The following is a 15968-nucleotide window of genomic DNA, read 5'->3' as shown; positions in this document are numbered from 1 at the left end:
GGGGCGCGGAGGATGATCACCATCCCCAATCCCTTGATGCTCTCTGCGCTGCTTTGCGCCTTTGCGCCTTTGCACCTTTGCGCCTTTGCGCCTTTGCGCCTTTGCGCCTTTGCGTTGATGCCCTCACCCCCAACCACCGCTTCCACCTGACGGCGGGAGAGAGAAATCTGCCTGTCTTCGCGACAGGCACTGATTGAGCGAAACATCATAATAACCCTCTCCCGCGCCAATGGGAGAGGAGATTGGGGGTAAGGGTGCGCCCCTCCCCCGTTGGGGGAGGGATTAGGGGTGGGGCCCTGCTATGCGGCGAGCTTAGCCTTGGCGATCTTCGGCCAGCAACTGGCGCAGCACGTACTGCAAGATACCGCCGTGGCGATAGTACTCGACTTCTTGCGGCGTATCAATCCGAGCACGGGTCTGGAACTCGCGCACGGTACCGTCAGCAGCAGTGGCGCGCACGGTGAGGATGCGGCCATTGGCGAAGCCACTGGCAATCGCATCGGCCAGACCGATCACATCATAGATTTCGTGACCGGTCAAGCCAAGGCTCGCTGCACTCTCACCGGGCATAAACTGGAGTGGAACAATTCCCATCCCGACCAGATTCGAGCGGTGGATGCGCTCGAAACTCTCGGCAATGACCGCCTTGACCCCCTGTAAATATGGCCCTTTCGCCGCCCAGTCGCGTGACGAGCCGTTACCGTACTCCTTACCGGCAATCACGATCAGCGGCGTACCATCAGCCTGATAGCGCATCGCCGCATCGTAGATCGTCATCACCTCGCCAGTAGGCAGGTAAGTGGTAAAACCACCCTCAGTTCCCGGCGCCAACTTGTTGCGGAGACGGATATTGGCGAAGGTACCGCGTACCATCACCTCGTGGTTACCGCGCCGCGCACCATAGCTATTGAAATCAGCCGGTGCTACGCCGTGTTCAATCAGATACTTACCGGCAGGTGAATTGACCTTAATGCTTCCGGCGGGGCTGATATGGTCGGTTGTAATGCTATCACCCAGGAATGCTAGAACCCGTGCCCCGTGAATCTCGGCTACCCGCTCAGGTGGCGTCGGACTCATCTGGTCGAAATAGGTCGGACGGCGAACATAGGTGCTGTTGGGATCCCACACAAAGCGGTCGCCAGCCGGTACCGGAATATTCTCCCAGCGCTCATCACCTACAAAGATGCTGGCATACGAGCGACGATACATCTCGGATTGAATCGCCGTTTCAATCGTCTGCTGTACCTCAGCTTGTGCTGGCCAAATATCGCGCAAATAGACCGGCTGACCATCCTTACCAATTCCCAATGGCTCCTTGTCTAGATCGATATCGATCCGACCGGCAATGGCATAAGCCACCACCAACGGCGGTGACATCAGATAGTTCGCCTTTACATCTTGCTGCACGCGACCCTCGAAGTTACGGTTACCGGAGAGCACGGAAACCGCCACCAGACCGGCTTGCTCGATTGTCTGGCTAATCTCCGGCGCCAACGGACCAGAGTTACCAATACACGTGGTACAGCCATAACCAACGACGTGGAAGCGGAGCGCTTCGAGGTACGGTAGCAGACCGGCATTGGCGAGGTATTCCGTCACCACTTTCGAGCCGGGGGCCAGCGACGTCTTCACCCACGGCTTCACGGTGAGACCGGCTTCGACCGCCTTCTTCGCCAACAGCCCAGCCGCCACCATCACCGATGGGTTGGAGGTATTGGTGCAGGAGGTAATGGCAGCGATCACCACGGAACCGTGGTGCAGCTTATAACCGGCACCGGGGACTTCCACGGCGGTAGCGGCAAAATCGGCTGCCGAGAGCGCTGTATCAGGTTGAGACGGATTGATAATCGTCGGCACGGCCAGATGGAAGGTACGGTTAACATCGGTCAGTGGCACGCGACCTTCGGGTCGTTTGGGACCGGCGACACTCGGCTCAACACTGGCGAGATCCAGCTCAAGAACTGTCGAATACTCAGCCTCAGGCGTATGCTCATCGTGGAAGAGACCCTGCTCCTTGAAGTAGGCCTCGACCAAGCGCACCCGCTCCTCACTGCGTCCCGAGAAGCGCAAATAGCGGAGCGTCTCCTCATCCACCGGGAAGATACCGCAGGTTGCACCGTATTCGGGAGCCATATTAGCGATGGTCGCTCGGTCGGCCAGTGGCAGATTAGCCAAACCGGGACCAAAGAACTCGACAAACTTGCCGACGACTCCTAGCTTACGTAACATCTGGGTGACGGTGAGTACCAGATCGGTCGCCGTCGCACCCTCGCGCAAACGACCGGTCAGCTTAAAGCCAACTACCTGTGGGATTAACATCGAGAGGGGCTGACCGAGCATCGCCGCCTCAGCTTCGATACCACCAACACCCCAACCCAGCACGCCAAGCCCGTTGATCATCGTGGTATGTGAGTCAGTACCGACCAGCGTATCGGGATAGGCTTGTACCGGTCCACTCGCACGCGGGTTCTCGTCGCTGGTGAAGACCACACGGGCCAGATATTCAAGGTTCACCTGGTGGACAATCCCGTTACCGGGCGGCACCACCTTGAAATTATCAAATGCCGTCTGCCCCCAGCGCAAGAACGCATACCGCTCGACATTGCGCTGGAACTCAAGGTCTTTATTGATCAGCAGCGCCGCTTCAGAGCCATAGGCATCGACCTGCACCGAGTGGTCGATGACCAGCTCGACCGGCTGCAACGGATTAATTCGGCGCGGATCGCCACCCAACTCGGCCATCGCATCGCGCATCGCCGCCAGATCGACCACGCACGGCACACCGGTGAAGTCTTGCAAAATCACGCGCGCCGGCATAAAGGCTACTTCCCGATCAGGTTCAGCCTGCGGTTGCCAATGCGCCAAAGCTAAAATATCATCGGCGGTGACGGTACGACCATCCTCATGGCGGAGCAGATTTTCGAGCAAAATCCGTAACGAGTAGGGTAAGCGAGTGAGATTGACACCGTGGTTGGTTAGAGCGTCCAGGCGGTAGATTTCATACATGCGCTCATCGACCGTCAAGGTCGCGCGAGCACCGAAACTGTTGGTCATCGTTTCTCTCCTTCAGTTGATTACCTGCAACGGAAGGCCGTTCCATGTTGTGGTAGAGCGATTATAGCACGAATAATCACAATGTTGCGATTTGTTGCACAAACAGTGCAAAAGGTGGATGTACTGTCGGAATTATATCCGAATGAGCTATTTTCGGGTCACAAAAGGTAGTACCAATGGTTGATCAATTCTGTTAGGATCTACGTTTAAGATGATACCAACCTGAAACCTCACTCTTCTCTCTCATTCCCCCCCGGTACAGTTCAGGTAAGGTGCCTTCGTTTACAAAGGAGGAGAAAATGCAACCTGGCGTTCGAATGCAACCGTGGGCGGGATTGTTAGTCATCACATTGATCATCATTGTACTCTGGCCGGTGACGCCCGCTCCAGCACAGTCGCAGTTACAGTTGCCGGTCTTTAGCCTCACCAAAATTGCAACCAACAATGACACAACGCAGCAGTTGGGTGGAGTGCTCGAAGGTATCGGTCGCGCCGCTCCGTCTGGTCAAGATGAGTTTCGTGGGAAGAATCGATTCTTTCGCCTGAACGAGCAAAACCGCACGGTGTTGACACAATACGAAGCATCGGGAGGTTTCTTCGCTTACGATATTGATGGCTTAGGCCGCGAAACACCGGCAGGGACAGTCGATGTTGAGGTAGCGAAGCGATTCGCGTGTCAATTCCTCGTTAACAACAATTTTGTCAGCCGTGATGGCACGCTTGCCGGTAATGGTCAGAGCAACTATCCGGTGCGGTTACCGTCAATGCCGGAAATCTGCAACGCAACCAAGGACTTCGGGCGTACAACGCTCATTCGCGCTGCGCAATCCACCGTCAACGGTGCCGGCTTAGGTCAAGTTACCGAAACAATCGTTGGTGTGGTGGTGGAAGTGCCGTTTGGTTTTGTGAACAATGGACAGTTTATTCCCATCGGTGGTGCCGGTGGTCATATCTCTCTCCTGTTCACGACTACCGATGTCAGTCTCGCCCAAAGCAATAGCGACTCGCTCGACAGCACCGTTCCCGGTCTCACAGCGGTAGCTATGCCCTTTTACAGGCGCACGCTAGAGTTTCGCGGTACCGTACCGGTACGTAGCTTGAACGATGTGCGGAATGAGGTTGAGACACTGGTGCGCGCCAGCTATCCAGATGCGACGGACATCAATGTACCCGAACCGGTACTGATGTATATGGTCGATGATGCTTCGTTTGAGCAGACCTTCCTCGAACCAGAAGCTATGTTCGACGATGTTACCGTGACATTATCCACCGGCGAAGTGATCGTTCTCCGCTCGTTCACAATCCCGTTGGTTGACGATAGCACGAGCAGTTTCAGCCCAACCGTCACTATCACGGCACCGACCAACGGTAGCTCGTTCCCACCGAACGGTTCGATCAGTCTCACAGGCACTATCGCCAACGGCACAGCGCCCTACACCTACCAGTGGCTCCTTGGCGACGAAACACCGCTGAGCGACCCGGCCACGCTGAATACCCCCGGCTCAGTTAGCCATTCGACAACCTTGCCGGCTGCGCTGCGTGAAACAACACCGGATGCGGTGACCATCATCTTGCGCGTGATCGACGCCAATGGTGTGCAGCGTGAGGCAAGCATTAGTATCACCCCCGATTATCGCTTCATTTATGTACCTGCTATTTTGCAAAGTGGTAATAGCACTGCTGCGACTGCTACACTGCTGGCGGTAGAACTCGCCCAATCTTCCTCCACCCACACCTTTGGGGTCGAAGGCAACTGGGACTACCCGCCCTATGGCGCAGGTGGCTCTGACCTACCGGGCGTGATCCCGGATGTAACCGGTTTTCGCAGCGGGATGTTAGGGTACGGCTACACCCAACGCTTCCACTGGACGAATGCGAGTGCTTGGGAACGTGATTGGCGTGATGTCAGTTTGGGTGGGATCGATAGTACGTTAGGAGTTGATCGGGCCGCATTCGTGTACTACGCCGGGCACGGCGGTCCGGGCGGCATTGTAATGGCCTCGAACCAAGATAGTACGTGGTTTAGTGGCAACAACGCCCGTTACCAAAATCTGCGCTGGGTCGGGTTCGCGTCGTGCCAAACACTGCGCGTACAAGGGTATACACCGGGTAACGAACCGATCCGCAAATGGTTCAACGCCTTCCAAGGCGCCCATATGCTACTCGGTTTCAACAGCAATATGGCTGACGTCGCTTTTGGCGGCAACTTAGTGGCGAATATGAAAATGCCTTCATTTCTCGGCATCGATTTCCCATGGGCACAGTTAACCATCGCCCAGGCGTGGGTCAAGACGGCGTTTGATATGCATGCCGGTAAGCCAGCCTACGTCTATGCCCGTAGCGCAACGGTCAATCCTGTGAACGACAAGCTACCCAAACCTGGCGTTGGGATGCCATCACGACCACTACCGGTCGTTTCGTATCACTGGGTGTGGTGGGAGTTCTGATCCGGTCAGGCGTAACGCAGTGCGTCATACCCAAATATCGGCCATCTCCCATTGACGCCGGTGTAGACCACATCGATATCTGGATTAGCTGCCTCAAAAACCTTGATTACCTCCTCGAAGGCATCGGCCTCACCGCCACCAAACGCACCGAGGATCGTTACCCGCTTCTTTTCGCCGGTCGTCTGTCCCGTCTGCTCGCTACCGGCAGGTTGCGTCGGTTGAGCCGTCGATTCACCGCCACACGCCGCCAGTACTAAGCTGGCAACGGTCATCAGCATTACAAACAAAGTCATCCGCGAACGTGACATTGTACTTACTCCTTTCACAGCCTAGCGGTCATCCTAACGATTACCTTAATGTAGCTGCTACAATAGCACCTCCTCCACCTATCTTCACGTTGCCGAAGCATCGCCGGGCAACGAACGGCTACTCGCACTAGATTGACGCCCGTTCAATTAATGGACAGGGGATATAGTGCTGGATCGGTGGCAACGTCTCACCTGCCGGTAAGGTTTGTAGCATCTCTACTGCCCGTCGTCCCATTTCGTAATGGGGTAGCTCGACGGTAGTCAGCGGTGGGTAAAGCTGAGCAGCGATCAGCTCAAGATTATCGAACCCTACCACGGCTACATCTTGTGGAATGCGTAATCCCAAACGCTTGATCGCGTCATAGGCTCCCATTGCCATCTTATCGTTAAAACAGAAGATAGCCGTCGGACGTTCAGCTAATTCAAGCAAGGCACGGGTTGCGGCAAAGGCGTCTTGTGCATTCGAATGCACACTGCGCACCAGGGTTGGGTCAAACGGTAAACCATAATCGGCCAGCGCCTGCCGATACCCTTCTAGCCGGCCAAAGAGCGCCGGCATTGGGATAATCTCATTGATAAACGCAATCCGACGATGACCGCGCTTAATCAGTGCCTCGGTCGCGGTGTAGCCCCCCTGTACTTCATCGGGGATCAGCGCCGGCAGTGAGCGATCGGCTACAAAGCAGTTCACCAGCACCATCGGCACCGGACCCAGATCGGGTGGGGGTACCACCTCATGGTGGTACATGGTCGCATAGATTAACCCTTCTACCCGCCGTTCGAGCATAAACTGCAACGCCATCTGCTCAATATCGTGCTGACCACTCGTATTGATCACCAGGAGCATCTGCCGGGCCGACCACGCCGCCTCTTGTGCCCCAAGGATCATCCGTACTGCATATGGTGACGTTACCACCTCATCAGAGATCAAACCGAGGGTTTGTGAGTGGCGAGTACGCAAACCGCGCGCAATTGCGTTGGGACGCCAACCGAGCGCATGGATCGCAGCCCAGACTCGATCGCGTGTCTCTTGACTAATCGAAGCGGTGACAACGTTGTTCACCACAAACGATACCGTCGTCTGTGAGACCCCGGCCAGTCGGGCTACGTCATACATCGACGGAGGGCGATTCCGTTTTGAGCGAGATTGGTCGTCCATTGACCGTATTACCTGATAGTAAAACGAATTACTAATTCGTTTTACATTGTAACACACCATTAACAATCCTGTCAAGCGTGTGCAGTGATTACCGCATGATAACAGTCTTGTCAATAGTTGCTGGAACGAATAATCATCAGACCTACGGCGAACGTAGTGAACGGTATCCTCCGTAGCAGGCACCGCCGTCGTATCAAGCGGAAACTCGCTTTAAGCGCACCTTCCCACGGCGGTGCCAACCGACAACAGACAGGGTATTGGCTTCAACCTGATGATGAAGATACGGACAACACAACCATCACCGCGTCGCCGATTGAAGGCAAACGCTTAGTCAACGACTGGTTTGCGAGGACACCGGTCGTTGGCGATAGATGCGTGCGTACCGGTGCGATTAGACCCCACCGGCCCGAATCAAACCGGCCAAATTATTGCGCCCCTGATCGGCCAGCAGCGTCGCTTGGGCGATAAACAACTGGGCAGTGGTTACTGCGTCGTTGAGCGCATTGTGTTGAGCATAGACCGGCAAGCCTAGCGCGCTGGCCAAGCCACGCAACTCAACCGCCGGCGCCGGCATATCACGCGGCTGTTCACCCAACCACTGCGCATTGAGGTGCAAGGTCATCGCCAAACGGGCCGTATCGAGAATCGGTCGGCGCAAGCGCCCGCCAAACGGTTTGAGCGCCGCGTTGATGAAACGCACATCAATTTCGGCCACATGCACCACCAGAACCCGCCCAGCAATCCGCTGTAACAGCTCGGCGAGCACCGCTTCCGGCGGCGGCGCATCGCGCAACTCGTCCGAGGTGAGGTGATGGACACGAATGCTCTCAACGCTTGGCTCGCGATCGGGTGGCGGGCGAATGAGCGAATGCCATGTCTGTTTCAACAAGACGCGCCCATTCTCAACATTAACGGCGCCAATCGCAATCAGCGCATCGTGGCGCGGATCGAGGCCGGTGGTTTCAACATCAATTACCGTATACGGCACTTCCCGCCACGGCAAGCGCCGGTCAGGCTCAGGAAAGGCTTCGTAGGCGCGCACAAAATCGGCGGGAGGCGTGCGCTGAAAGAGGCGTGACCAAAACGAAAGCATAGTCTCTCCCGTGCCGACGTCACGCCAACCGGTCAGTCTGGAACATGAGCGCCACACCCCGCTGCACCGACGCAATTACTTGCAACGACTCTTTGACTTCACGTCGTTCGCGCAGGCTAAGCTGGTGAAAATTAACGAGATTGTCAGGCGGCAGCCCCTGAGCAATCTGCTGTTGCTGGTGTTGCAAGCGCAGGGTCGAGAGCAGCTCAAACGCGCTAATCAGATTATCACCATCTTCACGGCTCAATACACCGGCTGTCATAACAGCACGTAGACGTGCAATCGTATTTGTCTCGTTACTATGGGCTTCAAGGCCAAAGAGACGTGCTAAATCAACGACCATTGCAGTTCCACGCAACTTCAGATCGAGCAGATCACGCTGTTCCCCCCGGCGTTCGAGTGCTACTTGCCGGAAAAACGTGAGCGGAGCAGGCTGACGGAGAGCAGCTCGTGCCAAGCGGGCCATAAAGATACGATGATCGGCGGCATGCTGAGTAATCGTGCGCAAGATCGATTCAGCAGGCAAGGTACCATACACCTGTCGATAATCGAAGAAGATAGCAATCCGCAGTAACGACTCCTCATCGGGCACCTCGATCCAGCGACGAAAATAGCGTTGCCAGACCGACAGTGGCTGCCGCCACTCTGGATTGGTGGCCATGATATTACCGGGGCAACGGGGAAAACCACACTCTACCAGCCAGCCGACTACCAACTCGGCCAGTTGCTCAAAATAGAGTACTGCTTCTGGCGATGCTTCATCGTCGTAGACCAGTGCATTATCTTGATCGGTACGCAAGGTTTGCTCATAGCGACCCTCAGAGCCAAGTACGAGCCACGCATACGGCACCGGTGGTGGACCCAACTGCGCCTCAGCATCGTGCAACAAGCGTTGTAAGAGTGCATCGTGGGCCACGGCCACCACGCGACCAATATCGCTCACCCGTGCCCCGGCATCTATCAGGGTTATCACCGCCTCGGCAACCTGATCGGTATAGCGGCGTAGATCGGCCAGTGATGTCGCCCGTTGCAGTAAACGAGGCAAAAAGAGCGGACTATTACTTTGGCGACGCAGAATATCGGTATGCGTGACCACGCCCACTACCCGTTCACCATCAACGAGCGGCAGATGGTGGATACCTCGTTCGAGCATCAGCAACAGGCCTTCAAATGCCAAAGCATCGGCTGAAATAACCGTTGCCGGCGCACTCATCACCCGGCGAACAGGTGTCGCATCAGACAAACCTTCAGCCAGCACACGGTTTCGCAGATCGCGGTCGGTAATAATACCGAGCGGATCGTGTTCAACGATCAACGAAGAAATTCGTTCGGCTCGCATCAAACGTGCGGCCTCACCAACAGTCGCATCGGGGCTAATCGAAACCGGTGGGCGCGCGATCAGATCACGCAGGCGGGTTTGAAACAGCGCCGGATTCGATTCGGCCTGCCGCAACTGCAGGGCATAGCCAAGACGCTCGATCACAGAGGCGGCAAAAAAGGCGGCAAACTGTGGCTGTTCGGCACGCAGGCGGTGAAAGATTGGCGCCGGCAGCAGATAGAGCAATGTATCGGTATGAGCGCGCACCGTGACGAGCGGGGGCTGACCACGGATCAACGACGGATGACCAAACGCTTCACCAGGACCAAGGGTATCGACGACTTGATCGCCGCTCCGCAGCAGATCAACCGATCCCTTACACACAATATAGAGAAACTGTGACGGCTCACCACCGCGGGTCAAGATCGTCTGACCAGCCCGGACAAACTCAATCTGCAACTCGCCGGCAATCTGGCTTACCACCTGATCGGGAAGCCGATCGAAGGGAGGATAGGAGCGAAGAAAGCGTGCGATCTCATCCATGCAGACACACTCATGAATATGAATACAAGAAAGGCATCTCCGTACTGGAGATGCCTCGCAGGTGACGACGGAACCACACAGGAGGCTACCGGCGTTCGATCAAGAGACGAATCGCTGTGCGTTCCTCATCATCGATAGAGACATCGATAAATGACGGAATACAGACAATATCGATCCCCTCTTCGCTCAGATATGCACGAGCAATAGCGACGGCCTTAATTGCCTGATTGGTCGCACCGGCGCCAATTGACTGCACTTCAGCCGAACCGTTCTCGCGCATAACACCGGCAATAGCGCCGGCAACGGCACTCGGCCGCGAGCGGGTCGAGACCTTAAGGACCTCGGCACTGCGCTGTTGACGAGCGGGAGTGGCCGCATTGTTATCGCCGACTGCCCGTTCTAGCGGCTGGGCGTTGCTCATAGCTTCCTCCTGTTGGTGAAGAGTAGATAGACGGCTCGCATCATCGGGCGGAGTTGCCAGGCTCATACCGGCGCAGCCTCCTCGTGTACATGAACCCTGATAGCCGACAGTAACTGCGTGAAGAAATTGTACCACACAGTATCGTGGTTTGCAGGCCAAATTGCCCCGATTTTGCACAAATTCGAGCAATTTAGCCGAATATGATCACCGCGCATAATCGACTGCGCGGGTTTCACGGATGATCGTTACTTTGATCTGGCCCGGATACTGCAAACTCTCTTCAATCTTCTTTGCCACATTGCGAGCCAGATGGATGCTGCCCAGATCATCGATTTGATCGGGCTGCACCATGACACGCACCTCACGACCGGCTTGAACGGCAAATGCCCGTTGAACACCGGGGAATGAGGTTGCTACCGTCTCTAGTGCTTCAAGCCGTTTGATATAGAGATCGAGCGTCTCACGACGCGCACCGGGGCGTGCGCCGGAGATCGCATCGGCTGCAATCACCAGAAATGCTTCAACCGTTTGTGGTTCTTCGTCGTAGTGATGGGCCGCTATTGCATGCACAATGGCCGGTGACCGGCCCAACCGGCGCGCAATCTCTGCTCCGATAAGGGCATGCGGCCCTTGTACTTCATGATCGACGGCCTTGCCGATGTCGTGCAAAAGGGCAGCCGTCTTCGCGATATTTACATTTGCCCCTAATTCGGCAGCCATGTGCGCCGCCAACAAGGCACATTCAAGTGAATGCTGTAACACATTTTGCCCATAACTGGTACGATACTTCAACCGACCGAGCAGCTTGATCAGATCGGGGTGCAGCCCTTGCACGTTTGCTTCGTAGGCAACGCGCTCACCCTCTTCACGCATAATCTGTTCGATCTCAAGCTGCGTCTTGTGGACCACCTCCTCAATGCGTGACGGATGGATACGACCATCCTTCAGCAACTTAAGCAGCGCTACCCGTGCCACTTCACGACGGACCGGATCGTGACACGAGAGCGTCACTGCTTCAGGCGTATCGTCAACAATAATATCAACACCGGTGATCTGCTCAAAGGCACGAATATTGCGGCCTTCACGACCGATAATGCGTCCTTTCAATTCTTCACTCGGCAGATTCACCGTTGAGACGGTCATTTCTGCAACGTAATCACTCGCACAGCGTTGGATGGCCAAACCGATAATTTTGCGGGCAATCTTATCGGCCTCTTCTTTGGTCTGCTGTTCGAGTTCACGGATGCGCCGAGCAGCATCTTCGCGGGTTTCGCGTTCTACTTCGGCCAAAATAATCGAACGTGCTTCGTCACGTGACAACTGGGAAATGCGCTCGAGTTCTTGCGCTTGTTGTCGTTTGAGCCGCTCAGCCTCTTGGGCTAACTGCTCGATCTGGCGCTCGCGTTGCTGGATCAACCGCTCGCGGCGTTCGATCCCCTCTAGCTTACGATCGATATTTTCCTCTTTACGTTGCAGCCGCTCTTCTTGTTTTTGCAAGCTTTGGCGCGATTCACGTAACTCGGCTTCGGCTTCATTACGAATCCGTAAGGCCTCATCTTTGGCTTGCAAAAGTATCTCTTTTTGCTGCGACCGCGCCTCTTCAATTAATAGTCGCGCTTCAGCAGCTTTGCGTTGTACTAGTGAGCTAGCGCCATTGTTTGCCCACCAGATACCTATTCCTGTACCGCCAACTAGCCCGAGTAAGAGGGCAATGACGGCCCAGAGTAGCTCTGTCACGGTAGCCTCCTATGTAGTTGTTAATGTGCATGCGCCGGTTTGCAACAGTGTTTTTCCGGCAGTATGCGAACAGATATTGTAACTATGGATCATTAATCCATTAGATAGTCATCATCATACTGATCGATGTACCGGCTGTCAAGACATTTACCAAGAGTTGAAGGGCAGTGGCGCATCTGCTATAATCGCCCGCAGAGGAGATGTATGGACAACCACGTTGTTGTGCATGCCCTATCGGTTATGTGACACCGTCCGAGGAGGATGTGATTGCATGCTACGTCCATTTTGGCGAGCCACGTTGCTCTTGTTAATCCTGCTCCTGAGTTTGCTGTTATTGGCGACGTGTGCAAGTAATCGTACTGCGTTCGCTACACCGTTGTACGTTCAACAATTGACGACCAAACCCGATGATTATAACGGTCGTGAGGTAACCGTCGATGGCGCATACGTTTGGCGCCCGGGCGATCCTGGGCTGGCCGTCTTGGCGGTAGGAGTGAGTACGCTCGATAACGGTCTCGATGCTCAGCCAATCGGCGAACCAATCTGGGTCGAAGGATTTCCGGCAGAAGTTACCGAGCACTTACACCGCCCCGGTGATAGTGTCTACGGTTTTGTCCGTGTGCGTGGGCGGTTTGAAGCCGGTGGCAACTACGGCCCCGGCGGTGCGTACCGCTTTTTACTGATGGTGAGTAGTGCCGAACCAATCGAGCGGATCCGTCGCATCGAACAACGCTTGACCGACCGGCCACTCGGCCCTGATAAGGTCTCTTTCTTTGAGTTGCTGCGTAACCCGCAGCAATACCAAGGGCAACGGATCACCACGCAAGCTTATTATTTTTGGAACTCGGTCATCTATGTGCTGGCCGAGGGTATCTCGACCGAAGAGGACGGTTCGAGTCCGCAACCGGTCGGTGGTGCGATTTGGGTTGAGCAATTTCCACCCGATCAATCGGCGGCCCTGACAATCGGGCCAAACAATAGCTTTGTCTGGGGGTTAGTCGAAGTAACCGGTACCTTCCAAACCGGCGGTGGTTTTGGTCGTGATGGCGCGTATCGGAGTATTTTCTTTGTCGAGTCGGCGCGACCGCTGCAACCCTAACCGAACCAACCGCCAAGGCAACGGCAAAGGTTGTAAAGCGCGGTGTATTACTTTATCGAACCAATGGATGAAGATGACATCCCCGCCGTACAGCAGATCGAGCGGCAGAGTCAGATGGCACCATGGTCGGCCCAGACCTACCGCCGCGAGATCCGCAACCGACAGTCATGCCGCTATGTTGTTGCCCGTGCCGATACCCGCCCCCCCAACGGCTCACCCGCCACAACCGCTTATCCGTTGCTTGTCCGTATGCTGCAACGGATCGGGTTGGTGAGCCTCTTACCAACTGCACGCCCCCCGATTGCCGGCTACGGTGGGATTTGGCTGAACGAACGTAGTGGTCATATTACGACCATTGCTGTTGCGCCGATCCACCGCCGCCGTGGTGTCGGTGAGCTGCTCCTCAATGCCTTGATCGACGGTGCGTATGAGTTGAACGCCGAATATCTCTCGCTCGAAGTGCGTGTGAGTAACCTCGCCGCACAACGTCTCTACCTCAAATACGGATTCCGACCCGTCGGTCAGCGCCCCAATTACTACACCGATAACCAAGAAGACGCCCTGGTCATGTGGACCGACCCGATCACAACTACCAGTTTCAAAGAGCGGTTGCGCGAGTTGCGTCGTCAGTTATACGAACGGTTACGCCAACAAGCCGATCAGCCGGTAGCTGATAATCCCAGCAGCGGGCCAATGGTCGGGTAGAGCGGGCTTTGCCGGAGATCGGCAGCCCGAATACGGCCGCGGTAGACGGCGTCGGCCAATTCCCGATGGAGCGTAGCCAATCGCTCACGCCCCTGGACGCGATCACGAAAAGCCGTATGACGCAAGAGCAAAGCAGCTTCGTTCTGCGGTGATAGTTTGCCGGCAAAGAGATGATGAGGGGCGCGCGGTGCTAAACCTAGCTCGTCGCAGCGCTGAAGTAATTCGTAGTCGCGATCGTGTCGGTAGAGCGGATTGACCGTTGCCTGATCGCGATAGATATCACGGTAGTAACGCGGCGGGTAGGAACCAAGCTGGTTGAGTAACACGTTGATCCGATGTCGATGGCGCTCGTTCGAGATGTGTAGGTAATCCCAAATCACAAAATCGGCGCCGGCAGTTGCGCAAGCGTGCAATACACGGCGCAGATTGAGATTGCTATCGTTGACGTAGGGCATAATCGGTACCAACGCCACCCCAACCGGAATCCCGGCCCGCTTCAATTCGGTAATCAGTTCAAGGCGTAACTGGGGCGACGGCGCACGAGCCTCGATGCGTGTCGCCAAATGCTGATCGAGCGTGAGTAGCGTCGTGACCACGATTGCCAAACTCTGCTCGTTGATCTTCTGTAACAGTGAACGATCTTCAAGCACGAGCGGACTCTTCGTCATCACCAGACAAGGCTGACGATGCTCGGCAAAGAGTTGCAACACCTGCCGCGTGATCCGATACGTCTCTTCGGCGGGCTGATAGGGATCGCTCAAGGCACTGATGGCAATCAAATCCCCACGATCAATCGTCGGTAGGATGGCAGCAAGGCGCTGCGGTAAGTCGACCGGGATGGCAATCGTCTCGTTGAGCGGTCGTTCGTGATAGACCCAACTGTCACAATACGGGCAGCCAAACTCACAGCCGGCATAGATGCTCATCGTGTAGGACGAGAGAAAGTACTCGTTGATGAGCGGACGGCGTGGGCTGAGCGGCGGTACGTTCGGAGCAATTTCGCGCTGATAGTAGGCCATGAGTATATTACCTGGAATAACAACGACACAGCGGTATAGTTATGAACGTGGCGAGATCGTATCTGACATCGGATTTTGCTCACGTTGACGCCGCGCTGCGGCCAACGCGGCCAACAGTTCGGCGTGAATTAAGCCATTCGTTGCCACAATTCGATCACCACTGAGCGGGCGCCACTCGCCACCCTGCCAATCGGTGACGGTTGCGCCGGCTTCACGAGCAATCAAACCACCGGCAGCAACATCCCACGGCTTCAAACCCAATTCCCAATGACCATCGGTACGCCCGGCAGCAACAGCACAGAGATCGAGCGCGGCTGAGCCGGGCCGACGAATATCTTGCACCAGCATCGCCAGATAGGTCAGTTCGGTCAAGTTGTTGTCGGGCTGTGTAAAGCGATCATACGGTAAGCCACTGCTCAACAGACTACGGGCTAACACCGATGTTCGTGAGACGTGGAGACGGCGACCGTTGAGAAATGCACCCTTGCCACGTTCGGCATAGAAGAGTTCGTTGTGCATAGGATCGTAGACCACGCCAAGCAGCGGTTCGTTGTAGGCAAGGAGGGCAATCGAGACGGCAAAGATGGGCAAGCCATGGAGAAAGTTGAGCGTGCCATCGAGTGGATCGATCAGCCACGTGTAAGGTGAAGACATACTAACGCCGCTACCTTCTTCGGCGATAATCGCATGGTCAGGGTAGCGAGAACGGATCGCACCAACGATGAGAGCCTCACTAGCCCGATCAACTTCGGTGACAACATCGGCGTGTTGTTTAGGTTCGTAGGTAATCTCACGTTCGGCTCCAGCCCGAATCAGAGCACCGGCTCGATAGGCTACATCAATGGCAAAATCTAGCATATTGGCATGAACCTTATCATAATACGGTTACGAGCACCGTCTTCATTGTAATACTAATTGGTGGGTAGGATGTTATTGGAACTCATCTCCGATCCCGCCCACGAGCTTGACATGGCGCGCGGAACGTACCACCCGCTCTCTGTCATGTCGAGCGCAGCGAGACATCTTCCAATGATTTCTCGCTCCGCTCGAAATGACAAGGGGGGA

Annotated in this window: 12 protein-coding genes; 3 read left to right on the top strand and 9 right to left on the bottom strand. The window is 55.6% G+C overall.

Features of this window, described 5'->3' with window-relative positions:
- Positions 1-312: 312 nt before the first annotated feature.
- Complete coding sequence (gene acnA, locus AC01ZF_RS05230) at positions 313-3054, bottom strand: aconitate hydratase AcnA (RefSeq protein WP_476575182.1); 2742 nt, start codon at positions 3052-3054, stop codon at positions 313-315.
- Between the two features lie 299 nt (positions 3055-3353).
- Here acnA and AC01ZF_RS05225 point away from each other — a divergent pair, with 299 nt between their 5' ends.
- Entirely contained in the window at positions 3354-5501 is a 2148-nt protein-coding gene (locus AC01ZF_RS05225; RefSeq protein ID WP_428112833.1) for a DUF6345 domain-containing protein, read from the top strand.
- Between the two features lie 5 nt (positions 5502-5506).
- On the opposite strand, the gene AC01ZF_RS05220 is transcribed toward AC01ZF_RS05225, so the two are convergent.
- The 6 genes from AC01ZF_RS05220 to rny form a co-directional block, all read right to left on the bottom strand.
- The gene (locus tag AC01ZF_RS05220; protein ID WP_424674357.1) at positions 5507-5809 is read right to left on the bottom strand and encodes a hypothetical protein; all 303 of its coding nucleotides are present in this window, start codon (positions 5807-5809) and stop codon (positions 5507-5509) included.
- Positions 5810-5936: 127 nt separating this feature from the next.
- Complete coding sequence (locus tag AC01ZF_RS05215; RefSeq protein ID WP_424674358.1) at positions 5937-6968, bottom strand: LacI family DNA-binding transcriptional regulator; 1032 nt, start codon at positions 6966-6968, stop codon at positions 5937-5939.
- 391 nt (positions 6969-7359) lie between these two features.
- A complete protein-coding gene (locus AC01ZF_RS05210; protein WP_424674359.1) occupies positions 7360-8061 on the bottom strand; it encodes a 3'-5' exonuclease in 702 nt (233 codons plus the stop codon).
- A 19-nt stretch (positions 8062-8080) separates the two neighbouring features.
- Complete coding sequence (locus tag AC01ZF_RS05205; RefSeq protein ID WP_476575181.1) at positions 8081-9922, bottom strand: DUF294 nucleotidyltransferase-like domain-containing protein; 1842 nt, start codon at positions 9920-9922, stop codon at positions 8081-8083.
- Between the two features lie 85 nt (positions 9923-10007).
- Positions 10008-10409, bottom strand: coding sequence for a stage V sporulation protein S (locus AC01ZF_RS05200; protein WP_476575180.1), 402 nt, complete (start codon positions 10407-10409; stop codon positions 10008-10010).
- Between the two features lie 138 nt (positions 10410-10547).
- A complete protein-coding gene (gene rny / locus AC01ZF_RS05195; protein WP_424674361.1) occupies positions 10548-12080 on the bottom strand; it encodes a ribonuclease Y in 1533 nt (510 codons plus the stop codon).
- Between the two features lie 271 nt (positions 12081-12351).
- On the opposite strand from rny, the gene AC01ZF_RS05190 reads away from it, so the two are divergent.
- Both AC01ZF_RS05190 and rimI read left to right on the top strand, forming a co-directional pair.
- Positions 12352-13179, top strand: a complete 828-nt coding sequence (locus AC01ZF_RS05190; RefSeq protein WP_424674362.1) for a hypothetical protein — start codon at positions 12352-12354, stop codon at positions 13177-13179.
- A gap of 42 nt (positions 13180-13221) precedes the next feature.
- Positions 13222-13884, top strand: coding sequence for a ribosomal protein S18-alanine N-acetyltransferase (rimI, locus tag AC01ZF_RS05185; RefSeq protein WP_476575179.1), 663 nt, complete (start codon positions 13222-13224; stop codon positions 13882-13884).
- On the opposite strand, the gene AC01ZF_RS05180 is transcribed toward rimI, so the two are convergent.
- Positions 13839-14903: an SPL family radical SAM protein gene (locus AC01ZF_RS05180; protein ID WP_424674363.1), complete on the bottom strand. Its 1065-nt coding sequence runs from the start codon at positions 14901-14903 to the stop codon at positions 13839-13841. The genes rimI and AC01ZF_RS05180 overlap by 46 nt on opposite strands.
- Before the next feature lie 39 nt (positions 14904-14942).
- Positions 14943-15761, bottom strand: coding sequence for an inositol monophosphatase family protein (locus AC01ZF_RS05175; protein ID WP_424674364.1), 819 nt, complete (start codon positions 15759-15761; stop codon positions 14943-14945).
- Positions 15762-15968: the final 207 nt, after the last annotated feature.

The sequence above is a fragment of the Chloroflexus sp. genome, assembly GCF_056331925.1.
The sequence above is the reverse complement of the archived record's forward strand: the minus strand, read 5'-3'. Positions and strand labels throughout refer to the sequence as shown.